General features: G+C 58.3%; 21 protein-coding genes and 2 pseudogenes. 14 read left to right on the forward strand and 9 right to left on the reverse strand.

Going from position 1 to position 24392, the window contains the following annotated elements; translation table 11 throughout:
* Window positions 1–682: 682 nt before the first annotated feature.
* From FA740_RS17415 to FA740_RS20525, 7 genes and pseudogenes are all read right to left on the reverse strand, one after another.
* Entirely contained in the window at window positions 683–1873 is a 1191-nt protein-coding gene (locus FA740_RS17415; RefSeq protein ID WP_136858082.1) for a GIY-YIG nuclease family protein, read from the reverse strand.
* Window positions 1866–3914: a DEAD/DEAH box helicase gene (locus tag FA740_RS17420; RefSeq protein WP_136858084.1), complete on the reverse strand. Its 2049-nt coding sequence runs from the start codon at window positions 3912–3914 to the stop codon at window positions 1866–1868. The genes FA740_RS17415 and FA740_RS17420 overlap by 8 nt, the downstream gene beginning before the upstream one ends.
* Window positions 3911–4324 (reverse strand): hypothetical protein, encoded by a 414-nt coding sequence (locus FA740_RS17425; protein ID WP_136858086.1) that lies wholly within the window; start codon window positions 4322–4324, stop codon window positions 3911–3913. Before FA740_RS17425 ends, FA740_RS17420 begins: the two co-directional genes overlap by 4 nt.
* Window positions 4324–5214, reverse strand: a complete 891-nt coding sequence (locus tag FA740_RS20570; protein ID WP_338119680.1) for a type IIL restriction-modification enzyme MmeI — start codon at window positions 5212–5214, stop codon at window positions 4324–4326. Before FA740_RS20570 ends, FA740_RS17425 begins: the two co-directional genes overlap by 1 nt.
* A gap of 33 nt (window positions 5215–5247) precedes the next feature.
* Window positions 5248–7065: pseudogene (locus tag FA740_RS20200) on the reverse strand (DNA methyltransferase); the annotation flags it as partial.
* A complete protein-coding gene (locus tag FA740_RS17435) occupies window positions 7062–7484 on the reverse strand; it encodes a type II toxin-antitoxin system VapC family toxin (RefSeq protein ID WP_136858087.1) in 423 nt (140 codons plus the stop codon). The gene FA740_RS17435 and the pseudogene FA740_RS20200, both read right to left, overlap by 4 nt.
* Window positions 7485–7486: 2 nt before the next feature.
* Window positions 7487–7762: a FitA-like ribbon-helix-helix domain-containing protein gene (locus tag FA740_RS20525; protein WP_420873156.1), complete on the reverse strand. Its 276-nt coding sequence runs from the start codon at window positions 7760–7762 to the stop codon at window positions 7487–7489.
* A 174-nt stretch (window positions 7763–7936) separates the two neighbouring features.
* Here FA740_RS20525 and FA740_RS17445 point away from each other — a divergent pair, with 174 nt between their 5' ends.
* The 3 genes from FA740_RS17445 (at window position 7937) to FA740_RS17455 (ending at window position 10875) form a co-directional block, all read left to right on the forward strand.
* On the forward strand, window positions 7937–8617 hold the full coding sequence (locus tag FA740_RS17445) for a uracil-DNA glycosylase (RefSeq protein WP_211243738.1): 681 nt from the start codon (window positions 7937–7939) through the stop codon (window positions 8615–8617).
* A gap of 107 nt (window positions 8618–8724) precedes the next feature.
* Complete coding sequence (locus FA740_RS17450; RefSeq protein ID WP_136858090.1) at window positions 8725–9606, forward strand: recombinase family protein; 882 nt, start codon at window positions 8725–8727, stop codon at window positions 9604–9606.
* 105 nt (window positions 9607–9711) lie between these two features.
* Complete coding sequence (locus FA740_RS17455; protein ID WP_136858092.1) at window positions 9712–10875, forward strand: ATP-binding protein; 1164 nt, start codon at window positions 9712–9714, stop codon at window positions 10873–10875.
* A 52-nt stretch (window positions 10876–10927) separates the two neighbouring features.
* On the opposite strand, the gene FA740_RS17460 is transcribed toward FA740_RS17455, so the two are convergent.
* On the reverse strand, window positions 10928–11620 hold the full coding sequence (locus FA740_RS17460; RefSeq protein WP_136858093.1) for a DnaA N-terminal domain-containing protein: 693 nt from the start codon (window positions 11618–11620) through the stop codon (window positions 10928–10930).
* 354 nt (window positions 11621–11974) lie between these two features.
* Here FA740_RS17460 and FA740_RS17465 point away from each other — a divergent pair, with 354 nt between their 5' ends.
* Window positions 11975–13285, forward strand: coding sequence for an AAA family ATPase (locus tag FA740_RS17465; protein WP_136858095.1), 1311 nt, complete (start codon window positions 11975–11977; stop codon window positions 13283–13285).
* Window positions 13282–14334 (forward strand): ParB/RepB/Spo0J family partition protein, encoded by a 1053-nt coding sequence (locus FA740_RS17470; RefSeq protein WP_136858097.1) that lies wholly within the window; start codon window positions 13282–13284, stop codon window positions 14332–14334. The genes FA740_RS17465 and FA740_RS17470 overlap by 4 nt, the downstream gene beginning before the upstream one ends.
* A gap of 417 nt (window positions 14335–14751) precedes the next feature.
* Here FA740_RS17470 and FA740_RS17475 read toward each other — a convergent pair.
* Window positions 14752–14910: pseudogene (locus FA740_RS17475) on the reverse strand (recombinase family protein); the annotation flags it as partial.
* Window positions 14911–15354: 444 nt separating this feature from the next.
* Between FA740_RS17475 and FA740_RS17480 the strand changes: the two are divergent.
* The 9 genes from FA740_RS17480 (at window position 15355) to FA740_RS17520 (ending at window position 24312) form a co-directional block, all read left to right on the forward strand.
* The gene (locus FA740_RS17480) at window positions 15355–16872 is read left to right on the forward strand and encodes an ATPase domain-containing protein (protein WP_136858101.1); all 1518 of its coding nucleotides are present in this window, start codon (window positions 15355–15357) and stop codon (window positions 16870–16872) included.
* On the forward strand, window positions 16869–18335 hold the full coding sequence (locus FA740_RS17485) for a sensor histidine kinase (protein WP_136858103.1): 1467 nt from the start codon (window positions 16869–16871) through the stop codon (window positions 18333–18335). Before FA740_RS17480 ends, FA740_RS17485 begins: the two co-directional genes overlap by 4 nt.
* 37 nt (window positions 18336–18372) lie before the next feature.
* Window positions 18373–18750 carry a response regulator gene (locus FA740_RS17490; protein WP_136858105.1) on the forward strand — a complete coding sequence of 126 codons (378 nt, stop codon included), beginning with the start codon at window positions 18373–18375 and terminating at the stop codon, window positions 18748–18750.
* 720 nt (window positions 18751–19470) lie between these two features.
* The gene (locus FA740_RS17495) at window positions 19471–20091 is read left to right on the forward strand and encodes a phosphatase PAP2 family protein (protein ID WP_136858107.1); all 621 of its coding nucleotides are present in this window, start codon (window positions 19471–19473) and stop codon (window positions 20089–20091) included.
* A 321-nt stretch (window positions 20092–20412) separates the two neighbouring features.
* On the forward strand, window positions 20413–20760 hold the full coding sequence (locus tag FA740_RS17500) for an ElaB/YgaM/YqjD family protein (protein WP_136858108.1): 348 nt from the start codon (window positions 20413–20415) through the stop codon (window positions 20758–20760).
* A 316-nt stretch (window positions 20761–21076) separates the two neighbouring features.
* The gene (locus FA740_RS17505) at window positions 21077–21619 is read left to right on the forward strand and encodes a methanogen output domain 1-containing protein (protein WP_136858110.1); all 543 of its coding nucleotides are present in this window, start codon (window positions 21077–21079) and stop codon (window positions 21617–21619) included.
* Entirely contained in the window at window positions 21619–22695 is a 1077-nt protein-coding gene (locus tag FA740_RS17510; protein WP_136858112.1) for a sensor histidine kinase, read from the forward strand. The genes FA740_RS17505 and FA740_RS17510 overlap by 1 nt, the downstream gene beginning before the upstream one ends.
* A gap of 139 nt (window positions 22696–22834) precedes the next feature.
* On the forward strand, window positions 22835–23188 hold the full coding sequence (locus FA740_RS17515; protein ID WP_211243739.1) for a response regulator: 354 nt from the start codon (window positions 22835–22837) through the stop codon (window positions 23186–23188).
* A 206-nt stretch (window positions 23189–23394) separates the two neighbouring features.
* A complete protein-coding gene (locus tag FA740_RS17520) occupies window positions 23395–24312 on the forward strand; it encodes a PAS domain-containing protein (RefSeq protein WP_136858115.1) in 918 nt (305 codons plus the stop codon).
* Window positions 24313–24392: the final 80 nt, after the last annotated feature.

Here is a 24392-nt window from a genome sequence, read left to right on the forward strand (position 1 = left end):
GCAGCATACCCGCGATGATGCGGCGCTCGGAGAGGGTGAGATGCGACGTCACGGGGGAGCTCCTCGATCTGTAAACACCAGCAAATCATGGCGTGTCGCATTTCAGAATAGAACCTACCGTTCTACAATTATAATACCTAGTAATCTGACTTATGTAACAGTTAGTATTTTCTGCTGAGGCTCAATGCTTCAGCGCCGGTGACTTTCCAGTCGGCCAACTGCCAGCGGTCTGTCCTTGCCAGGCTTCCGTAAGCTCGCTCCGCACGCTTCAGACCATTCTTCATTGTCGTAGCGGAATGCTATAGCGGCTCCCCTACGCCAATGCAGGACGAGTTTGTCACCGTCATGAAAACTTAGATTTGTGTCGAACGCGTCAGGTCTGTTCAGATCATGAAGCACCCGATCAACGAGAAGTTCATGATCAAGCGCGGGTGGCATGAATGAACCGACCATATGCAGCTCTAGGTCGTCCTGCTTATGGTTGGAACGCCAGAGCTCCCAACGGGGATAACCTAGTGGCTTGTCATCGACACAGGTACAAAACTTGGCACGCAAGCTCGATTGGCACATGCTTCGCCTCCTAAAGTCGCTACCACTGCAACGTAAGCACTTGCAGCAGCGGAAGTTAATCTGATCTCAGCAAGTAGACCTTACGTGCGTGCTTCTGCGGCTTACTGAACTTCTACCTTTTAGTTAGCTGAGCTTGCTTTGGGTCATAGACAAAGCCTGAAATGCTTCCATCTTTAATTTTCTCAACAGCATCCTTGATCGCGTACATCGGCACCAGAAACCATTCTCGCGGTGTCACAGGTCGGCCGAAACGATCCATGATCTCGATATCCAGCCGCGCAGGCTCAAATATCCGATGGATGAGATTTTCCAGCTTGGTCCGGTTGATGTTGTAGAGATCGTAGGTCGCCACGACCTCAACATTGGCCATCAGGAATGTCGGCTGCAGATGAGCCCCCGCGATGCGTTTTTCGACGCTCAGGTTTGTGACGCTGATCTTGTGGATCAGCTCTCTGTTCGCCGCCACCACTGGATGGTCAGACTTGCTGCGCAGGACATAGATGGTCCCGCTGGCTTCATCGCCCTCCATTGTCTGGTCGGAGAACAGCGGTCCTGCCGATGGATCGGTAATGCGCCGCCCGGCCTCGTCCTTGTTCAGGGCGCGCTGCAGAGATCGCATGAGCATATTGCTCTCGGTGCCGTTGTCGAAGATCACCCGCAACCGGGCGTCCGTGCGCCCCTGATCGTTGATGTTCGTCTCGCCCTTCTCGGCCACATAGGCTTTCTGCCCACTGACGATGAAAAAGCGCCCCTTCTCGATCTCAGCCTTCATTTCAAAAGGGCGCGTCTCACGCATTCCGCTGTTCAGCTCCTTCTGAACCTGCTCGAACAACGGTTTGAAGGTCGCGAAATCATCGCACCTCTCCCGCGCTGCGACCTCATCGGCAGCCTTTTTTTCGGCAGTTGACCGTACATGGGTTAGTTCGGTGATCGCCGGGGCGGTAATCTCCACGCCCAGCTCTGCAAGAAGGGCATCATCGTCCAAGCTGTCCAGATCAGGCCCGGTGGTTTCTTGATATGCCCCGGACAGAAGTCCTTGACTGTCCAGCAGCACCACTAGCTCACGACATTCGGCCTGATCGCGGATGCGATCCAGCCGGACTGCATAGAGGCGCTCGAAGATATCTCGGTCCTCGCCATGCTGTGGCACGCGCCCATGCTTGGTGACGAATTTCTGGATCTCCTCAAAGCCTGCAATGATGCGCTCTTCTCGCGGTGTCCGGCTGACATGCCTTTTGGCCTCAACCTCAATGCCCAGTTCGGCCAGCAATGCATCGTCTTCGTCGGTGAATGTCTTAGCCATTGGCGGCCTCCTGCTTCAGGCGAGTCAGATAGGCGACGCCTTCTGCCATCCTTTTTTCCCACGGATCAGTCGCGGTAAGTAACGGCAGGCGTCCCCGCTCCTGTCTAAATTTAACGGCCCGACGGGCCAGGTCACGGGCCTCTTCAAGCGGCATCTGCACTTTCTTTGCCCCGATGATCGCCGCGATTTCCCTGAGACTTTCTTCACTCATGGTCTTGGCGAGGATCGCGTAGGCTTCCCCAAAGGGATTAATCCGATCAATCAGGTCGATGTCCAACTCGCGCACATCCATCGCGAACTTCCGAACACCGTCGATCAGGGCGGTATTACCCGAGGCGGTTTCACCACCCGCGCCTGAGAGCACGATCTCCTTGGCCTTCTGTGTCAGGTTCAGGGCGGCCACGGCATGCTGACGCACCGCCTCCTGGTCCTCTGCATCCAGTTCCGGAAATCTCGCGCCGACGATCTTGCCCATGCGGACCTGGGTCAGCTCTTCCGGCACCAGCTCCTCGTCAAAGAGGCCCCGTTCGATCGTCGTCTTGTCCTGCACGAATGCCGTGATGACCTCGTTCAGGTCCTCCTGGCAGATACTCTTGGCTTCCTTGCTCTTGGGCTCCGACAGCCCCTTGATCTCGATCTGAAACTGGCCGCTGGCCTCGTTGAAACCAACATTTTCTTTCGCGGGATCATAGCCACCTGCCCCGTAATCGAAACCTTCGACCGGGCCGCATTTCGGGCTTTTGGGCGTGAAGTTGAACCGGGGCGCCAGAACCTGTTTCATCAGCAGGCTGGCGGCGATGGCTTTTAGTGTGTCGTTCACCGCCTCTGTGACTGCTGCCTCTGCGGCATCAGGTTCGGCAATTAGGTTCGTGAACCGGGCGCGGGTCTTGCCCACGGCATCGCGTGTGGCGCGACCGATGATTTGCACGATCTCTGTCAGGCTAGCGCGATAGCCGACGGTCAGAGCGTGTTCGCACCAGATCCAGTCGAAGCCCTCCTTGGCCATGCCCAAAGCCACGATGATATCAACATGATCACGGTTGTTCTTCTGCGCCGTGTCTTTCAGCGCGGCCGAGACGCGGTCGCGCTTGGTCGGCTCGTCATCCACCAGATCGGCAATGCGCAGCATCCGCCCGCCCGGCGTTCTGACCAGCTGAAATCCGGTGACCGGATCGGTGCCCTGCCAGTCACCAAGGGCATCGATGATATGCTCGACTTCCCGGTGCTTGTCCTTGGTGCTCTCGCGGGAGTTCACGTTCGGAATGTGCAGGATCGTCTTCTCGTTCGGGTCCAATACCTTCAGGATGTCATCGGCATAGGAGCCGGAATAGAAGAAGTAGCCGATATCCAGCGTTTTCAGAGGCTGATAGCCGTTCAGCTGTTCGTAATAGGTGTAAGTGACGGTATCGAACCGCGCCTCGTCCTCGGGTGACAGGACCGCCTCGGCGTCACCGCGGAAATAGGACCCGGTCATGGCGACCAGATGCACCTTGTCGCGGGCCACCAGCGCACCCAGATGCGCGCCCAGCTTATTGTCGGGATTGGCCGAGACGTGGTGAAACTCGTCCACCGCGATCAGGCGGTCATCGAAGGCCTCGACCCCGAACCTGTCCACGGCAAAGCGGAAAGTGGCATGAGTGCAGACGAGCACCTGGTCCTCGCTGGCCAGGAACTTGCCCACGGCACCGACCTTGCCGTCATCACCGCCGGGGGCATTGCATAGGTTCCATTGCGGCTTGACGGTCCAGTCAGCCCAGAACCCATGGTGGCTCAGCGGCTCGTCATTGAAGCTGGAGCCGATGGATTTTTCTGGCACCACCACGATGGCCTGGCGCAGGCCCTGGTTGCGCAGCTTGTCCAGGGCGATGAACATCAGCGCCCGCGACTTGCCCGAGGCTGGGGGTGACTTGATCAGAAGATACTGCTCGCCCCGCCTGTCATAGGCGCGCTCCTGCATGGCCCGCATGCCAAGCTCGTTCGCCTTGGTCGAACTACCATTGGCGGCATAGGTGACGGAGACGGACGGTACAGCCTTGGTCATTGCGAAATCCTGAACTGGCTCAAATAGGTGATGGCCCAGGCCGGGGGGCCGGGCCAAGTGCGGAAGCCATGCTGATGCCAGGATACGCTGTCTGCACCGATCTTGTTGTTTGCTTCCATGAAGCTGACCAGCGCGTCGTGATCATAGAGATAAAGCTCATCGCCGTGCAGAAAGGCGATGTGGATACCCTTGCCGTGATATTTCCGGTCGACGACCAGCCGCCCCTTGAGCTGGACCTTCAGAAAGGTCTCACCGTCGATGTGCACGGCGATGAAGTCAGCCCCCTGCCAGTCATCTGTCAGGCGAATACTGTTGAACCCGTAATCGGCCAGCCGCGCGGCGATCTTTTGGAAATTGAAGTTTTCCTTCTGGCGCGAGTTCAGCTGGGCATAGGCGATGCGGGTGAACATTAGGCGCTGACCTTCGTGGTCATCTTCGTGTACATCTCAAACAGCTTTTCCAGCCGCTCTGTGTCGTTGCGAAAGCGGCGGCCGATATAGATGCGTTCCAGCACCTCGTCATTGTGGTCATGGGCGGCACGCAGGTCGGCGGGCATGGTTTCGGGGTCGTAAAGGTCGGCGATGGTGGCGGGAAAATGCGCCTCTCGGGCCAGAAGGATGCCTTCCGCCGCCGCTGTCAGGTCGACGCGGTTCCTTTCGGTCAGCTTAGGGACGGGGAAGGTGTTCCAGCCGAGGGTGTTGGAATACGAATAGTCTGTTCTGAGCCGTCCGCATATTGTGTCAATCCAAGCCAAATGCAGCTTGGAACTGATTATTGACAACGTCCACAATGGGCCATTTGGGATGAAGAATGCTTTGTTTGTTGGGATCACCGACGTGTCAGACAAACCAGCAGGAAAATACTCGCGGTTCTCCGAGGAAACGATAGGAATAAAGATTTTGACAGCCTCATCACCTTTTCGTTCCCGAAACTGATGGGGTCTTGATGCCAACTTGTTCACTGCTGCATCATCGGTCTCTAACCGGTCGTGCTTTACGGCTGCAATGCGCTCCCGAACCTCAGGGATTTTACTTACCTCCAATAGTTCGGTGTCATCTATCCAAAGGCAATATCGCTCTTTTCCGTTGATAAACTCAGATGAGCCGAGAAATCGACGCATGAAATTTAGAGGAAGGCCTTCCTCTGCCAGCTTTGACTTTTCAGTGGGTTCAAGTATCAAACCTGCCGATTTAGAATAGTATACGCCGTATTCCATAGGAACTTCTGTGAAACGCGGCTTCTTATGTGCAGGCACCACATCGATATTATGATGTGTCAGATAGGGGTTGATATTCAGCACTTCCCGTTTGGCATCTTCTGTGAAGATCCAGCGACTGCCATCTGACTTGCGGTCGAGGCCCGTGACGACCACGGTAACCCCCGCCTTTTTGGCCGCCAGATTTGACCATTTGAAAGACGTATGTGCAAAGCGGATACGAAAGCCACGTTATTGTAACAACGCCCATGTAATTGGGACCTGTTGACCTTGGCAAATGCTATTGGTTGCCACGAAGGCGAAAGGCGCCTCGCAAGCATCGTTGTATAGTGCGGCCTTCATAAGCCACGCACCGACGTAGTCGACGTTCTTCCATTTTCCTGTCAGGCCGGAAAATACGCGCTCCAAGTCTTCCTTTTCTTGCGCTTGCTGCTTCCTAGAACCTTTGAATGGCGGGTTCCCGCAGATATAGGTCTCACCTCCTTCGTTCTCGAAGTCGATCTGCGCCTGATCCAGCGGCGACATGAACAGGTCATCGGCCTGAAACCTGACCCCCGCCCCCGTGGGCGGGCAGACCGACAGCCAGTCCAGCCGCAGGGCGTTGCCGCAGGTGATCCAGTTCTGCGCGTCCAGCGGCAGGAACTCAGCCAGCGCTTCCTTTTGCCCGCGATAGGTCACGTCGCACTGGTATTCCGCGATGATCAGCGCCAGCCGCGCGATCTCGGCCGAAAAGTTGCGCAGCTCGATCCCGCGATAGTTGGTCAGGGGGATGTCTGTGCGGCGGTCCGCCTCGCCGCGGCGCCGGTTGATCTCGGCCTCGATGGCCCGCATCTCCTTATAGGCGATGACCAGGAAATTGCCCGACCCGCAGGCCGGATCAAAGACCCGGATCTTGGCCATGCGCGCACGCAGATTGGCCAGCTTGCGGGTGTTGTCGCCTGCCGCCTGCAGCTCTCCCCGGAGATCGTCCAGAAACAGCGGGTTCAGCACCTTCAGGATGTTCGGCACGCTGGTATAGTGCATGCCCAGGATAGAGCGTTCTTCCTCGTCCGCGACCGCCTGGATCATCGACCCGAAGATGTCCGGGTTGATCTGCGTCCAGTCGAGGCCGCCAATATGGGACAGATAGCGCTGTGCGATCTTCGAGAAGCGCGGCATATCGGTGCTGCCCGAGAAGAGCCCTCCGTTCACATAGGGGAAAGCATCGGCCCACCGCGGCAGCTTGGCCTCGGCTCGTTTTGCGATGGGCGTGTTCATCGCGCGGAAGATCTCGCCGATGACCTCATGCGTGTTGGCACCGTCCCGGTCCGACATCCGATCGACCGTCGCGGTAAACAGGCGCTCAGTGGCGAAGATTTCAGTGTCCTCGGCAAAGAAGCAGAAGATCAGCCGCGCCATGAAATGGTTCATGTCATCGCGGCGGTCCGAGCTGCCCCAATCGGGATTGTCCTTGATCAGCTCGACATAGAGACGGTTCAGGCGGCTGGTGGCGCGGATATCGAACGCGCTCTCCCGAATCTGCTTGACCGTGGAAATGCCCGCAAGCGGCAGGAAGAAACCGAAATGGTCCGGGAAATCGACATAACGGCAGGCGATCGTCTCCCCGCTGGTGATGTCTTCTGCCTCCAAGTCGATGCCATCAGTGGCAAGAATGAACTTGGCCTTGGCGCGGGCTGTCAGAGGGCTGGCCCTGAGAGCGGCCAGCGCTTCGGCGACAGCGCCAGGCGCGCAGGCCGCCAGGTGGATGTTGTTCGTCTGGAGAACGCCACCCCACGGGCCCGCAAAATCCGACTTGTTGGTCCCGCCGCTGCGAAGCCGCTTGATCGTCGTGTCCTTGTTCCCGAAGGCCGTCAGGAAGGCATAAGGGAATTCGGCGGGGTCGAAAGGCTGCTCTGCCAGTTCGGAGATGGCCTGTTCAATCTCAACGGCGTTCATTCAGCATTCCAGGGATTGATCAGATCTATGCCACAGCCCTCGAAGTCGGGCGTGTTCCGGGTGGCAACAGGTGCGCCGTGGGCGTGCGCTATTGCGGCGATCTGGCAGTCGGCCTGCATGATCGGGCGACCGGCAGCACGCCGTCCCGCTGCGATTATTGCATAAGATTGCGCGGCGGCACTGTCGAAGGGCAGAATGCGGCCCGCCATATCCTCACGAAGGATATGATCAACAGCATTCATCAGGGCGGTGCGCCGTTTCCCAGCAGGCATGATGGCCAAGCCATGACGAAGCTCGGCTTCGGAAATTGCTGTCAGATAAACATTCTGGCCGTCTTGCTGAGAAAGCCACCGCTCAACACGCGGCTCAGGCTCAGGGCGCAACAGCTCGGAGACCACGTTCGTGTCAACGATGATCATGCTCACGCCTGATCAAATGCTGGCGGGTCTCTCATAGGCTCTCGCGGCGGTAGGTCCAAGGTGGCCCCTCCAAGAGGCGCAACACGGGCTCGAATAGCTGCGGCCAGGTTATGAGCAGGCTTCGCCTCCCCCACGACCTCGCGCAGGATTTCGCGGGCTTCCTCCTCCATGGAGCGACCATGCTCAGCAGCCCTGATGCGCAGCCGTCGCTTGACGTCATCCTGAAGGTTTCTAATTGTGATGCTGGCCATGGTTACCTCCGCATAGGCTGTCATCATCGCATGCAACGCTATCACAATCAACGACAGGCTTTTGGCTTGGGGTGTGTCTGCGCGTTCTCCCGTGGGAGTTCCGCCTAGCGCGAAACTGCAATAAAACTCTAGCCTGTATGAAGATTGCAGCTTACCAAACCAGACGCGGTAAGCCGATCACCATGGAGATTGACACTCGCAATGCCGCGCAAAAGCAAATTCATTTATGATGTGGAGGATGAGCCTATCATCATTCCGGCAGACGGCCTCCCTGCCCCTGTCGTGCCGCGCGGCTTGCGCGATATCCGCCAGATAACCTATCGGAAGATGTTGCGCGACAGCCCCCACATGGCGCCGCTGAATGACATGGTGGCAGGTCTCAGAGCCGAAGGTCGCGGGGCCGTTCCAGACTTCGATCCGATGGACGGCGGTGTGGGTGCCCGCATCCTCTTTCTTTTGGAGAAGCCTGGTCCCATGACAGACGCCGATCGGCCGGGCCGCGCTGGTTCCGGTTTCATCTCCCGCGACAACGATGACGAGAGCGCGGCCGCCACATTCACGTTCATGCAGCAAATCCCGATCATGCGAAATGAGACGCTGATCTGGAATGCGATACCCTGGTGGAATGACAGCATAAAGGTGACGCCTGAGGAGTGGCGAGTTGGGCTGTTGCGCTTGGAGGCGTTGCTGAACCTTCTGCCCCGCCTTCAAAGTGTGGTCCTTGTCGGTAAGAAGGCTGCGCGTGCCGCGAATATGCTGGCAATGCGGGATCTGAGAGTCTGGCACTCGGCCCATCCTTCGCCACGCGTGAGAGCAACATACCCAGATCAGCACGCGGCCATTCCCGTCATCTGGTCTAAGGCAGCAGCCTCGCTCAACTAAGAGATTTCCAACTCATAGGCCGCTCGGGGAATACATCATTTCCCCTGCCCCATGTTCAAGAACGGTCGTTTAATTCAAGCCGACCGGATTGCAGAAAGCCCCTTCCCATGCCGCTCATCGGCTACGCCCGCGTCTCGACCGAGGATCAGACCCCCCTGCCCCAGGTTCAGGCATTGAAGGCCGCAGGTTGTGCCTTCGTTCTTGAGGAACAAGCCTCTGGCGGTGACCGCGCGCGTCCCGTGCTGGCGCGGTTGCTGGATGAGATGCGTAAAGGCGACACGCTGGTCGTGGTCAGGATCGACCGGTTAGCGCGGTCGTTGTCGCACCTGCTGGAGGTGATCGAGCGGCTGGAGGCCAAGGGCGCCTTCTTCCGCTCGATCGAGGATCCGATCGATACCGCCAGTCCGCAGGGAAAATTCACCCTGCAGGTGCTGGGCGCTGCGGCAGAGTTCGAGCGTGCCTTGATCCGTGAACGGACAAAAGCGGGGCTGGCTAGTGCAAGAACCAGAGGCCGGATCGGTGGTAATCCGGGCCTTCGTGCCAAAGATCCGGTCGCCCTGCGCAAGATCCGGCTGGCGCGCCATGATGGCTATATGGAACGTCTGGCCAACACGGCGACCGAGTGGGTGCCCTATGTCCGTCGCCTGCGCCCGGAGATGGCGTGGGAGGACGTGCTGCGCATCGTCAATGCCCCATTACCGGAAAACCGCCGCTGGACGCAGCCACGGCTGCTGCGGGCCACCCGCGCCTATGTGCGCGAAGGCTTCCTGCCCGCAACTGTGATGACGCGCGCAGCAAGGCGCCCAACAGATGACCGGTTGCCTGCTATTGTTGCCGCGATCAAAGGCGCCGACGCAAGTATCACATTGCAGGCAATCTGTGAGCGTCTGGAGGCTATGCGCGAGAGGACGCCCCGTGGGAGGACCAAATGGCAGCCCTCCTCCGTCAAGATGCTGCTCGGGCAAGCCGAAAAGCTGGGAATGATTTGACTGATCTTGGGGGTACACGCGTAGGCCATCGCAGATCAGCGAGTTCTGCTTTGCTACTAGATATTTACCTTGCAATTCTTCTATCTTGTGGAGTAATTGCAAGGTATGTACAAGCGTCAAGCCAATCAGATCGTCCTGTCAGCCCTTGAGAAACAGGCTGCAGTCGTTCTTCTCGGCCCCCGGCAGGTAGGCAAAACAACTCTTGCCCTGTGGGTCGCCGAACAGCAACCGTCGGTCTATCTGGATCTGGAACGCAGCTCTGATCGACAGATTATGATCGAGCCCGATCTCTATCTGGACGAACTGGCGGGAAAGCTGGTCATTTTGGACGAGGTTCAGCAGCTTCCAGGACTGTTCAAGAGCCTTCGTGGCCAGATAGACACGCGACGTCGCCAAGGGTTTCGAACCGGACAGTTCCTGCTGCTCGGGTCAGCATCGAACGTTCTGTTGCATCAATCGGCAGAATCGCTTGCTGGACGCGTCCGCTATATTGAAATGCCGCCACTTCTTCTTGACGAAGTAGGTACGGATCGGCTGAACGACCTTTGGCTGCGGGGAGGGTTTCCCGATAGCTTCCAAGCCGATAACAGCAAGAGCAGCATGGACTGGCGCAAGGATTTCCTGCGCACCTATCTGGAACGCGATATCCCGGCCTTGGGTCCGCGGATCCCTGCAACCACCTTGCGCCGTTTCTGGACCATGCTGGCGCATGCGCAGGGCGGCCTGCTGAACGCCGCCGCACTGGCCGAGGGCTTGGGCGTCTCGGGCCAGACAGTCGGGCGCTATCTGGACCTGCTTGTCGACCTGATGCTGGTCCGACGCCTTCAGCCTTGGCATGAGAATGTTGGCAAGAGACTGGTAAAGTCACCCAAGGTCTTCGTCCGGGATAGCGGTCTTGTTCACGCTCTGCTTGGACTTGAGACATTGGAAGATCTGCTAGGTCATCCCGTGGTGGGCGGGAGTTGGGAGGGGTTCTGCCTTGAGGCCCTCATTGCGGCTGCACCGGCGGGAACCGAACCATTCTTCTACCGGACCTCAGCGGGAGCGGAGGTTGACCTTGTCTTGCGGCTTCCGAGCGGCAGAACTTGGGCCATCGAAGTCAAGCGGACGACCACACCTAAGGTATCACGCGGGTTCCATCTGGCGGTTGCGGACATCAAAGCCGATCAAGGCGTTCTGGTCTATGCGGGGGAACATGATATCCCCGTGGCTCAGGGACTGAGGGCCATGCCGCTGGCTTCGATTCTGGAAACGTTGCGGGGCCTTTGAAAAATTCACGGCCGCCGTGTCGAAGTGGTGCAGCGGTCCGAAGGGAGGCCGCTCAGAATATGATCTCGACCTTTCTGATCGCGCCGAACTCACTGCTCGCCACGTCCTGCAAGCGCTTTTGATGATGCGTAACGACGTATTTTGCCACAAAGGAAGACGGCGCTCGAAGGCGGAGCGCTGCCTGCTCAAAATCCTCGAAAACCAAAGCGGAGAACCAGCTTTTATAGAGATCTGGGTCGATATCAGCCAGGCGCACGCATGTACGCCCCCATGCCGTTTTCTGCGGATCATCCGGTGCAATCATAGGACGAAAGTTAACCCGGACGACTGTTGGCCCGACGGCATCCGGGCATTGCCTGTTAGTATCCATCCTGGCGGCAAAATCCGGTCCAACCTCTTCCCAATGGGATTCGCTTCTTCGATAGATCTCGCGCTGGTTGAGCCGATAGGCGGCGACACGGCCCCGTACGCCCGGCCGAAGTTGAATAAGTATCTCGTTTTCTAACAGCCGCTTGATCTCTCGCTTGACGGTTCGTTCATCCACCGACCACATCCGTGCAAGGTCACGCTGTCCGACTGTCAGCTCGTCCAGTTTCCAGTTGTAGCGGGCGGTGACCAAGGCAACGAGGCGAAGCATGGAGGTTTGAAAGCCGGCTTTTCCGTGGAGGCCGGCAATAGCCATCGCTGTCAGAAGGTCATATTTCTGAACCGAGGCGTGCGGCCCGGTGGATCTTGTCGCCTTCATTGCTGCCCCCTTGGCATCTCTCTCGGCGTCTTCGTCCGATTCTGCTCATGCTAGGAGAGTGATTAAAATCCTGCAATCTGTCAACGAGTAATCAAAAGCGCGATTAGTGCTGACGTCCTCTCAGAATGATAAAAATCCGGTTATATAGGTTAAGGGTGACAGACAAGGTGTCACCCTATCGACGTTTTGGTGTCACCGAAACGGTCCGGAGCCGGTAAAATATGTCCCTATATCCATCCGATATCGCGTTCTTGCATGGGGCGACATAAGAATGGCAAAACGCAGAACGGCGGATTTGCTTTTCTGGCGTTTCGCGTTATTCAGAAGGGGAAGCCATAAAACGCGAGCTGACACATGCGGGACCATACTCACCTTCAAGGAATGAACGAACGCAGCCTCGCACAGCAGGCAGCAGTCAGGAAGGCAACGTTCTCACCTTCCGAAAAGAAGACCCTACGGCCTTTCTCAATCTGGGAAATCAGTCAATTCATGTTCAACATCCCGGCGGACACGCTTCGCAAGAAGCTGGCTGATGATCCCTCTTTGCCACAGGGGATCGTGGAAGAGGACGGTCGCCAGCGCTGGTTCAGCCTGAATGAAATTAATGAGCTGCGCCGGAGGCTGCGCTTTCGTGGAAAGACTTTGATGCCAAAGCGACCGCCCGGACGCGCCATGCGGATTGCGGTCTCCAACTTCAAGGGCGGCGTGGGCAAGACGGTGGTCGCCCATCATTTGGCAAATGGCGCCGCGCTGGACGGCTATCGCGTGTTGGTAATCGACTTTGACCCCCAGGCCACGCTTACCCATTCGATGGGTCTGGTCGAGGTCAAGGAATGGAATACTGTTTGGGGGATCATGTGTCGTGACCTGTGTCGCGAGGCCGACCGCATTGTAGCCGCATACGACGACCCGGCCGACTGCCCCTACCCTTCCTCTGACGAACTGCCCGAAGATGTCCAATCCATCGGTGCGCAACGCGCGCAGGACTTCATTCAGAAAACCGCCTGGTCAACGATCGATGTCATTCCCAGCTGCGCGAATGCTGCCTTTGTCGAATTCGCAAGTGCGCAGTATCGGGCACTTCATAAAGCTTGGAGCTTTTTCGGCTGCATTTCCAGATATCTCGATGAACTTCCCGACGACCAGTATGACATCATCATTTTCGACTGCCCTCCGGCCATCGGCTATCAATCCCTAAACGCTGCATTCGCTGCCGACATCCTCTACGTGCCTTCGGGTCCGGGGTACTGGGAGTACGACTCGACCACGAGCTATCTAGGCCAGCTGGGCGACGCGATGGAGGATATTTCTTCCGGCTTCGCGACGCTGGCGCAGGATGCCGGGATCAGTCTGCCCAAGAAATTCGATGATGTCAGGCTGCTAATGACCCGTTTTGAGGCGTCGAACCCACTACATATCGCGATGATGGATGCCTTCCGGAACGTCTTTGGTGATGATGTTTGCAAGAATGCCATCGAGATGACGCGGGCTGTCGAGCAGTCCGGGCGTTTCCAGCAATCGGTCTATGAGCAGGACTATCGACAGATGACCCGTGAAACATGGAAGCGTGCCAGACAGAGCTTTGATACCGCCTATATTGAGTTCCGAGAGACCGTGCTTCGGGCATGGGATGGCAAAAACAGCAATGGGGGTATGGGTGCATGAGCGGGAAGGGAAAGTTCGGTTTCGAGCCTTTGGAGCCAGCCAGCGTCAAGCCGCGCAAGCGCGAAGTTGGACCGATGGGTGCGGCTGTTCGCGAAGCCGCGGGAAGCCTTGCCGAAAGCACTGAGTCCTTGGTCGAGCAGCGCCGTCAGAATGCGTCAGATGCCAAGGCCTTCAGGACGGCTCAGGGCGAAGGCCGGGTGCTCGAGATAATCCGCGTCGACGACATTAGGACTGACGACCTTCCGCGCGACCGTATCGATCTTGCGGCGACCGCGGGTTCTGACGAGATGGAGGAACTTAAAGCGTCCATTCGTGCCCGGGGGCAGAAAGAGCCGATCGAGGTCTTTAGAACCAATGCAGGGTTTCAGTTGAAGAAGGGCTGGCGACGTTTGACGGCTTTGAAACAGCTGTGGCAAGAGACCGGCGATACGCGCTTCGCGGTCGTGACGGCGCGGGTTTCTTCAGGTCCAGCGGATCGGATCGACCTTTACATCGACATGGTCGAGGAAAACGTCATCCGTGAGGACCTAAGCTTCGCCGAGATGGCGCAGGTGGCCATCACTGCGGCGGCTGATGCTGGCATGGAAGGGCAGGAGGCCGATGTTCTTGTGGGTCGGATCTTTGCATCGCTTCACAAGATGAAGCGGTCTTATATCCGAAGCTTTGTTTTTTTGCTGCAGGAACTTGGCGATGTGTTGCCTTATCCCAAAGCGATCTCGCGCAATTTGGGGGTCGAGGTTGCCAGGAGGATCCAGGCCTTCCCCGAAGTCTCAGTGTCCCTCCGAAATGCTCTAGCATCGGTCAGGTCGGCGGAAGAGCAAACCGAGGTGCTGTCACGGCCACCGGCCGCTTTGGCAGGTCGGGGCACTCCGGGGCGCGGGGCCGATCAGAAGAAGGCAGTGAAGTACGAATTTCACGTCGGTGAGGCAAAGGTAACAGCGCGGAAGGGTGAATGCAGAATTCTTTCTGGCACCGACTTTTCTTCGATCGACAGGAAGCGCCTTCAGAGCGCAATTGAAGCATTTCACAAGGTGTTGGATGAGAAGTAACCCGCGGGTTACGCGTCGATCTGAATGCGCGTAACCCATGGGTTACAGTTGTTGTGCAGGTGTTAAGGCGGTGGCTTATCGGCGGATTATCCGCGCCGACCAAACTTATTCAATTCTATTGTGGCATCTGCACTGGCATATTAGCGGCCGCCTATGCAAACCACCCAGCACCGCTTGGGCGTCCATGGGAAAGCGGAGATCCTTCTGGGTCGAGGCTGAATGCACAATCTACGCCCAACCAAGCCCAGCAGCCGAACTCTTCGCAAGCATACTTTTGCGGCGGTGCCTGAGCGGGGTGTTGAGCCCCAGATAATACAAATACAGCCTACGAGCCTGCTGTAGCCAGTCAGGTGACCTGTTCCGCTGACTTTCCGCTTCGCGCATCGGCGCTGTCTAAGCCTGCGCACATATCTACCGTATCTTCATTAGCAATTGCGCCAGCACGGGACGCGCGCGGTCACCGCCCGAGGCTTGTTCCTCAAGAACCAAGGCACAGCCTGCGGCCATCAAAGCCTGGACCTGGGGCAGGAGGGTCTGATCATCCGTCGAGACACGGGCATAGCCGACAAGAAGCATGTGGGACCGGATTACAATATCACAAGCTTCCACTAAACGACCGTTTGTAAGCGTATGCAAGCCTTGGACTGGTCCAGGGCCTGAGGGATCTCCCGGGAGAGACGAAGCGATCACGATGGTCCGGGCCATCCGGTGGCGAGGATGGGACTGTCTATAGTGTCGGCGTCAGGAAAGACAGAAGTGTTCTTCAAATTGAGCCGTAGGTGACGATGTACGATCCAAGATTAAGATCTTACGCCTTATTCGCAGGGCCGAGCCCGTCCGATAGGTGACCCTGAACCGCCTATGGCAGTCATCTTCTATCAGGTGGCGCGGGCATCGGTGAGGCCGTAGTCGTGCTAATCAGGCGAACCACGGCGCTGGTGGCAGGATATTCCTGAGGATTGGAACTCAAGTGCTGGTTTGGGACATCCGTTGGATGACCGTCGAGATCGAGGATGTAAGATGAGCCATGAGACAGCCGGGAGGTATCCCGATGCACGGTTCGGGACGGGGACATCCGGTCTTGATGCCGTGCTGCGGGGCGGGCTGACGCCGTCCCGGCTCTATCTTATTGAGGGGACGCCGGGATCGGGCAAGACGACCCTGGCGCTGAAGTTTCTGATGGAGGGGCGGCGGGTCGGTCACCGCGGCCTGTACATCACGCTGTCCGAGACCGAGAACGAGCTGAGAGCCGTCGCGCAGTCGCACGACCTGACGCTGGAGGGCATTGATGTCTTCGAGATGGTCGCCGAGGACGAGTTCGGCGCCGACCACGAGCAGTCGTTGCTGCATCCGAGCGAGGTCGAACTGGGCGAGACGGTCCGTGGCATCTTTGAGCTGGTCGAGCGGACAGACCCCACGCGCGTGGTGTTGGACAGCCTGTCCGAGCTGCGGCTGCTGGCGCAGAACCCGCTTCGCTACCGCCGCCAGATCCTGGCGCTGAAGCATTTCTTTGCGCGCCGGAAATGCACGGTGCTGATGCTGGACGACCGCACGGCAGAGCCGGGCGACCTGCAGCTGCATTCGATCGCCCATGGCGTCATCTCGTTGGAGCAGCTGGCCAACGATTTCGGCTCCGAGCGTCGCCGCCTGCGGGTGGTGAAGATGCGCGGCCTGAAATATCACGGCGGCTATCACGACTTCACGATCGAACGCGGCGGGATCTGCGTCTATCCCCGCCTGATCGCGGCCGATCATCGCCGCAGCTTTTCCATAGAGCCCGTGACGACCGGCCTTGCGGGGCTGGACGCGCTGCTGGGCGAGGGGCTGTTTCCCGGCACCAACACCCTGTTGGCCGGGCCTGCCGGGGTGGGCAAGACGACGACCGCGGTGCGCTGCATGATTGCGGCGCTAGAGCGTGGTCAGAAGGCGGCCTATTTCCTGTTCGATGAACGGCTGTCCACGCTGATGACCCGGTGCAAGGCGCTGGACATGGATCTGCAGCCCTTCATCGATGACGGCTCGCTGGCCATAAGGCAGATCGACCCGGCCGAGCTGTCGCCCGGCGAATTCGCCCATGCGGTCCGCACGGCCGTTGACAGGGACGAGGTCAGCCTGGTCGTGATCGACAGCCTGAACGCCTATCTGCATGCCATGCCAAGCGACAATTTTCTTGTCCTGCAGATGCACGAGCTGCTGAGCTATCTGGCGCAGCAGGGGGTCGTGTCGATGATGATCCTGGGCCAGCATGGCGTGACGGGCGATCTGCGGTCGGATCTGGATATCAGCTATCTGGCGGATACCGTGATGATGCTGCGGTTCTTTGAGGCCGACGGCGAGGTGCGCAAGTCCATTGCCGTGATCAAGACCCGCACCTCGGACCACGAGCGCACCATCCGCGAGCTGAGGATCGATACAGGCGGCATCGTCATCGGCGCCCCGATCCGGGGCTTTACCGGTATCCTGTCGGGAACGCCGGTATTGCGCCATTCGGGGGCCGCGCTGATGACCGGCGCCGCGGGCCGGGACGACCCCGCGTGACGGATCGATCTGCGGCGTCGGGACCCTTTGGGGACAATGCGGCCGACCTTGGCCTGACGGTGGCGATCCTTGCGCCGCGGGGCCGGGACGCCGCGGTCGCAGCCGCGGTCCTGGACAAGGCCGGCATCGCATCCGTAACCGCCGCCAGCATCCCCGCGCTGGCCGCGCTGATCCGTTCCTCTATCGGCGTGGCCCTGGCGACCGAGGAATCGCTGATCGCACCCGATGAGGGGCTGTTGCAGCAGGCTCTGGCTGAACAGCCGTCCTGGTCAGACGTGCCGTTCATCGTCCTGACCAACGGCACGGCACGCCATCGTTCCGATCGGGCGAGGGCACGCATCGATGCGTTGCAGAACGGGGTGCTGCTGTCGCGACCGCTGCACGCCGAGGAGTTGGTGCGCGCCGTGCGCTCTGCGCTGAAGGCCAGGGCGCGCCAGTACGACGCCCGCGACCAGATGCACGAGTTGCAGATGCGCGAGGCGCAGCTGCATGACAGCGAGGCCAAGTTCCACGCCATCGCGGATTCGATCAATCAGATGATCTGGTCCACCCGTCCCGACGGCTTCCACGACTATTACAACCACCGCTGGTACGAGTTCACCGGTGTGCCCGACGGTTCGACCGACGGCGAGGCCTGGGCCGACATGTTCCATCCTGACGATCAGGACCGGACGTGGGCGCGGTGGCGCGAAAGCCTGGCGAACGGTCAACCCTACGAGATCGAGTATCGCCTGAGGCACCGGTCCGGCGAGTATCGGTGGGTGCTGGGCCGGGCGCAGCCGGTCCGCGATGCCAAGGGGCGGATCACCCGCTGGTACGGCAGCTGCACGGACATCAACCGCATCAAAGTAGCCGAGGAACAGCAGCAGCTGATGCTTGGAGAGATGAACCACCGCGTCAAGAACTCGATGGCGATGGTCCACTCGATCGTGTCGCAGACCCTGCGTCAGGCGGATTCGCTGGAGAATGCGCGCGCCTCGATCCAGTCACGGATCGGGATCATGGCGCAGGCCCATGATCGCCTGGTCGAGGCGACTTGGACTGAAACCGCGATCACCGAGGTGGTCGAGGCCGCGCTGAAGCCGCATTCGATAAGCACCGGCCGCTTCGTGATCGAGGGCGCGGCGATACCTATCGGGTCCAAGCAGGCGCTTGCCCTGACGATGGCGCTACACGAACTGGCCACCAATGCCGCCAAGTATGGCGCGTTGTTGAATGACACCGGGCAGGTCCTGGTCGAATGGCACAGGGACGACACCACCACGCCCCCCGGCTTTTTCCTACGCTGGACGGAGCGGGGGGGACCGACGGTCAGGAGCCCCGGAAGACAAGGTTTCGGAAGCCGCATGATCGAACAGGCATTGGCGGGATACTTCGACGGGGTTGCGGAACTGAACTACGACCCCGATGGTTTGCGCTTTGAACTGACGGCGCCGCTGTCCGGTCTGTCGCAGCAGGAGTGACGGCCTACCTGCCGCCGACCACAAGCAAAGAGCGATCATGTCCCAGCCCCGCCGTGCCGTCCTTGTCGTCGAAGACGATGTCCTCATCCGCATGGAGGCCGTCGACATGATAGAGGACGCGGGCTTCAGGACCTATCAGGCAAAATCCGCGGATGCCGCGCTGACCACGCTGAACGGCGCATCGGACATCGGCATCCTGTTCACCGATGTGGACATGCCGGGGTCGATGAACGGTCTTGTGCTGGCGGCCCATGTCGCTGTGACCTGGCCCGACATCCGGATCATCGTGGCATCCGGCATCCTGGGTGTCGGGGATGGTGACCTGCCGGATGGGGCGTGTTTCTTTCCGAAACCCTATCCCACGGATCAGATCATCCGGGCACTGCATCGGATGATCGGCCAGGATCTATCCTGATCAGCAATCTCCGATCGTCCGCAACGGCTTCGACGGGCTGGATTCGGCCAAGGTGTGATGAGGATGCCATCGGTCCTGAAGACCGCGCAGGATTCTAGCGTTACGAACGTACGCAACCTCTGCCTGCCCCATTGGCGGCGCTGGCTGGGGCAGGGGCGTCACTGCCTGGTGCCGGTAAACAACTTGTTGGAGCCCTCGGCAAGTGGCAGGGCGTGCAATGGCTCGCACCGACCGACGCAGGTACTACGATGTTCTTCGCGGGGATCGAGACCTGCGGCTGGACCTCGTTCCGCAAGCGAAAGGCCCGGCGCAAGGCTATCGGGATGCGAGCGAAGGCAATTCGGCTACGGAGATCCGCAATCAACTCTGGCGTCAACCCGCGCCTTGTGCCGCTGATCAGGACGCGGGTCAGCGTCGCGAAAGAGGCGTGCGATCATTCGGACCAAGGTCCCCGGACCGATGGTGGGCCAGCCCTTATCATTGCAGCTCTGACGACATGTGTGGTCGTAGCGCTTCCGTGACGAACCGGTCCATACTTCCCTACATTTCCGAAAAAGTTCGCACCATCGGATCAGACATCTGAGGTGGGCTCAACGCGCCAATGAGCAGCCTAATCTATCACTCGGCGTTAGCTTTTATTGCAGGAACTTGGGTAGGACGCCGACGCTTCCGCGGGATCGCTGCGTTAGCGGCGCAAGATAAAGAAGAAAGCGATCAGCCATGAGCCTGAACAGCCAAGATGATGAACGTTCATCCGACGTCGTGAGCACCATCGAGGAGGTGGACAAAGAGGTTGCCCGTTCTGCAGCGCGTAACCGTTATCACCCGGTGGTCGAAACGCTTGGGGCGGCCAGCGAGATTGCGGATCAGATACCCCTATCGGCAATATGCGCCGCGATAATCGGGGCAGGGGTTGTTGCCGATCGTCCGCGTGTGGCGCAGGCAGGCGTCAAGATGATGATGGCGCACATTCTTTCGAACTCCGTCAAGCGGATCATCAAAAATAATTTCAAGCGGTCACGGCCAGAGGTGATGATCGAAGAACAAACCTACGAATGCGAGCCGGGTGAAAGCGAAGGTGGGCATGACACGTCATTTCCGTCTGGCCATACTGCAGGAGCGGTGGCAGCCGCGACCGTCATGGCTCGCGATCTGCCACAGACAGCAGTGCCTGCCCTGGCAATCGCGGCGATGGTTTCGGGGATCCAGGTTCCGCGCGGAAAACACTATCCCATCGACGTCGCTGCCGGGGCCCTCCTCGGGTTGGCGGCAGCATACGCCATCCATGCCGTTTGGCCTAAACGGCATGGACATTCGAGAGCCAGATCAGAAAACTCCTGATTGTCCGACTTAACAAGGATTACTCGCCGATGGTGGAACGGCGGGCGAACACTCGCGTTCGCTTGCACAGCGGAGCGTGGTCTGGATAAGGCCAAGGCTCGTCTCGATACCATCTTGGCTCAGGGAGGTGCCGCGGGCACCAAGCTGACGGAGATGCCCGAGGGCTCGATCAGCGACGCAGCTGCTGAGTGCGATGATAACGCGCTGAAGCCGCGTAACCCCTGGCGGTCATCGTGATGCGAGCTGCTCCCTATTCAGGCGCCCTGACTATGGGTTCTGTTATCTCAGAGCCAGCGATCCCATGCAAAAAAGGACCAAACAATGGCACAGAAGCCGACTGTCAAGACGGACCGCGATGTTAACGCAGCGGCCAACGATACCTCAGGCCCTTATGAGGAACAGGCTGCGCGCCTGGGTGAACCTGGTGCAGCCCTTGCGCGTGGGACTCTGGACGCTGCCCGCGAATATGCTGCTCCCCTCAAAGAGGCGGGACAGGATTATGGCAAGCGGCTCTATAAGGTCGGCGAACAGCGAGCGCAGGAGGCAGCTTTTTATGCCGAGCTGGGTTACGAGGAAACCAGAGACCTTGTGCGCGGCTACCCTATTCACGCTTTGGGTATTGCAGCGGGCATCGGCGTGCTTCTGGGCTTGCTGATGGCCCGCCGCTGAACTCACCTGCCGATCTGCGTGTCGAACCGTCGGCTCGCAGATCGTTGCCGTTGATTGGTGAGAAGGAGATGTTTCAGTATACACAAAGATCCGTTCCCGTACCTCGCCACGCTATGAAGACTTCTGCCCAAGACATCCACTTTTGGGACTGGATCAACGAAACGGTCCAGTTGTTAAAAGTACGGTATGTACAGGGACTACAGGAGGAGGCTATCCATTATTGGTGTCTGTATACGCGGTACCTCGTCTAAGCTAAGTCCTGTTGCTGTCGCCTAACAAATGAAATTAGGTCCATCCCTATACCGAAAGGTGCATCATGACAGGAGCGAATGGCCAGAATGAGAGTGCCGTTCAGCATGCCCCCGTTGATCTTGAACGCGATATTTTCCTGCGAAGCCTACTGAGAGAGTTGGCCGGTACGCTTGAAAGCGTCGTGGGAGTAACAGAGGCATCGGGTTACATCAGCGTTGTAGGCGGGGCCATCGGCGAGCAGATAGATGCGTCATACCGGGCAGCGTTGAAGGTAGACCGGCTTGACAGGAGGCAGGTCCAAGACGTCCTCGTTGACCTGAAACGTCGGATCAAAGGCGATTTCTTCATCATTGAAGAGCGCGAAGATCGCATCGTTCTTGGCAATCGCGCCTGCCCGTTCGGTAAGTTCGTAGAGGGCCGTCCCTCGCTTTGCATGATGACGTCGAATGTTTTCGGATCGATCACGGCACAGAACCTCGGCTATGCTCGTGTTGAGATCGAAGAGGCGATTGCGGCCGGACATCCGGGTTGCAGGGTGATCGTCCATCTTAAACCGCTCGAAACAATCGAACCGAATGCACGAGAGTATTTCAGGGTCGAACACTGATGGCAGCTCAAGATACAGCGGTCGTCGGGATTGATCTGGAGTTTCTTCAGGAAGCGGCCTTGGTGATTTCTCTTGGTGGGACAGTGTACCGTGCAAACACGGCGGCCCGAACCCTGTTGGGTCAAGATATTCTTCAACTAAGCTTCTTCAACAAGGTGGTGGCACCGGCAGATGTCTCTGCCTTTCTGTCTCGTGCTGCCAGATCGACCTCCTCTCATCTTGGCGCAATGGACGTTCGGCTGGAGGCGGGAGAAAGGCGCTGCCGTGCACTCGCTGCACGCGTTCGGCACCCGGACGCTGCTGAGACCTTGGTCATCGTAAGGTTAAACGAGGTGAGTGGTGATCACTTCAGTGTTTTGAACCGGCGTCTGGCAGAGATGGATCGCGTCTTGCTGGAGCGTGTCCGCGAAAATGCGCTTTTGAAAGAAGCGCTGGCCGAGAACCGCGTTCTGGTTCGTGAACTGCAGCATCGCGTCAAGAACAACATTCAACAGATGCTGTCCCTCATCCGGATGTCACGGACAAGGCGTTCCTCAAGCGAGGTTGCAGAATTTGTTGCGACTGCTTCTCAGCGTCTTCACGCAATGAGTGCGGTACAAGAGGCGCTCTATCAGAATGCGAACGCCGGGGTTTTATCCAGCCGAGATTTCCTCGAACAAGTGGTCCAAGGAACCGCCTCTGGATTTGGAGGGTCAGACAGAGTTAGGGTCTTGATCGAGGACGGGAAAATGAATTCCGAGGAGGCTCATTGCCTCTCGTTGATTGCTAACGAACTTGTCACGAATGCCTTTAAATATGGTCTTTCCGAGACAAGCGGTACTATTTCGGTGTCGTTCACGGCTTCCTTAGGAGATTACCGGTTTGAGGTGAAGGATGGCGGTCCTGGTTTTGGAAAACATGTTGAATCACGGTCTTCGGGGCTGACACTTGTGCAAGCGCTTTGCCGTCAGATCGGGGCGTCACTCAAACTGACCGATGACAGCGGAGCGAAGGCTTTGGTCCAATTCCGTTCTCGTTTGGAGCTAAAAACCTATGATGATCCTTTGCTGTCATTCTCTAAAATCGGGACGTACTGATCGGCGTCGGCCGCACAACCGCTCGATCATGCGGACGCAGTCTCTACCCGTCCATACTCCCTTTCCGATCATGATGAGCGCAAACACAATTGCGGGAGCTGGGGGATATACGCCCGGCATAGGACGCCCCCTCCGCATCATGATTGTCGAGGATGAAGCGCTCATCGCCATGGATCTTGAGATGACCCTCGAAGATCTTGGTGCTGAAGTCGTCTGCAAGGCTTCCAGCGCCTCCGAAGCAGTTCGTTTGGCTCGGCAGCACCAGCCCGACTGCGTAACCATGGACATTAATATCCACGGTGATCGCGATGGGGTTAGCGCCGCGATAGAGCTTTACCAGCTGCTTGGCATCCGATCGATTTTTGTGTCGGCTTATGGAAATCCAGAAACCCGTGAGCGAGCCGCATCAGCAAACCCGGTAGACTGGATCAGCAAACCATTCAGCGAATTCGAGCTAAAAAAAGCTCTGGATGATTTTTCTTCTAGTCTCTGAACAAGCCTTTTATCTTGTTCCATTCGACCTCCCCCCGTTGGTACCACGATCTTAACCAAATTGTGCCGGTCTGAGATTGGTAGCCGGCGCGGAGGGTTTTTGCATTTGGACGCTGAAGAGGCTGGACCTCAGGATAGCCATTGAGCGTTTCTTGTCGGACACCTCCCGGGGGCATCTGACGATAGTCTAGAAGGACGCCGGCAACGATGGATCAGCATGACGAGCTCCGGCTCCTGCGCGGCGCCTGCGCGGCCAGCCAGACTGGCGCGTGGTATTACCGCGTTGGTGACGATCGGGTGGAATGGACCCCGCTGCTTTATGATCTATTCGCCGTGCCGAAGGGATCGGAACTCAGTCTTGAGTTCGCTCTGTCGTTTTACGTCGAGAGAAGCAGTCAACCTGTTACGGAGGCTGTAAAGACGTGCCTGGCCAGCGGGACGCCGTGGAATTTAGATGTTCAGTGTCGGTCAATGACGGGCAGGATATTTTGGGCCAGAACCATTGGCGAAGCAATTTTGCAGGACGGACATGTGGTGGCCCTGCAGGGTGCCTTTCAGGACATCAGTCGGGAACGCGCTGCGATTGACAAGCAAATGCGCGCGCAGGCAGAGCTGTCCTTCGTCCTGCGCACGATGACGGATGGCTTTTTCCTACTCGACAAGAGCTGGCGGTTCACCTTTGTGAACGCTGCCTCTGAGCACATGCTCCGTCGCGACCCGGCAGAGCTTGTTGGGCAATGTATCTGGGACGAATTTCCAGACGCTTGCGGCACGGTCTTCGAGCAGAATTACCGAGCTGTAAGGGAAACGGGACGCTCGGAATCATTCCAAGCTTATTTTGCGCCGCTGGAAAGCTGGTTTCACGTCACCGTGCATCCTGCGCAGACAGGCATCGCGGTCCACTTCCGGGATGTGACCCGCGAGGTGAGCGAACAGCGCGATCTCAGACTCTTCAGGACTGCCATCGACGCGATGACCACCGGAGCCGTCATGCTTGAACGGGGCGACGCAGACAGGCATCGCGGTCCACTTCCGGGATGTGACCCGCGAGGTGAGCGAACAGCGCGATCTCAGACTCTTCAGGACTGCCATCGACGCGATGACCACCGGAGCCGTCATGCTTGAACGGGGCGAAGGCGCCATTGATTTCTGGCCGATCATGTATGCGAACGCAGCGGCGATCAAACTTCAGGATCAGGACGAGC

It is taken from the genome of Paracoccus hibiscisoli, from assembly GCF_005048265.1.
Classification (GTDB): Bacteria; Pseudomonadota; Alphaproteobacteria; order Rhodobacterales; family Rhodobacteraceae; genus Paracoccus; species Paracoccus hibiscisoli.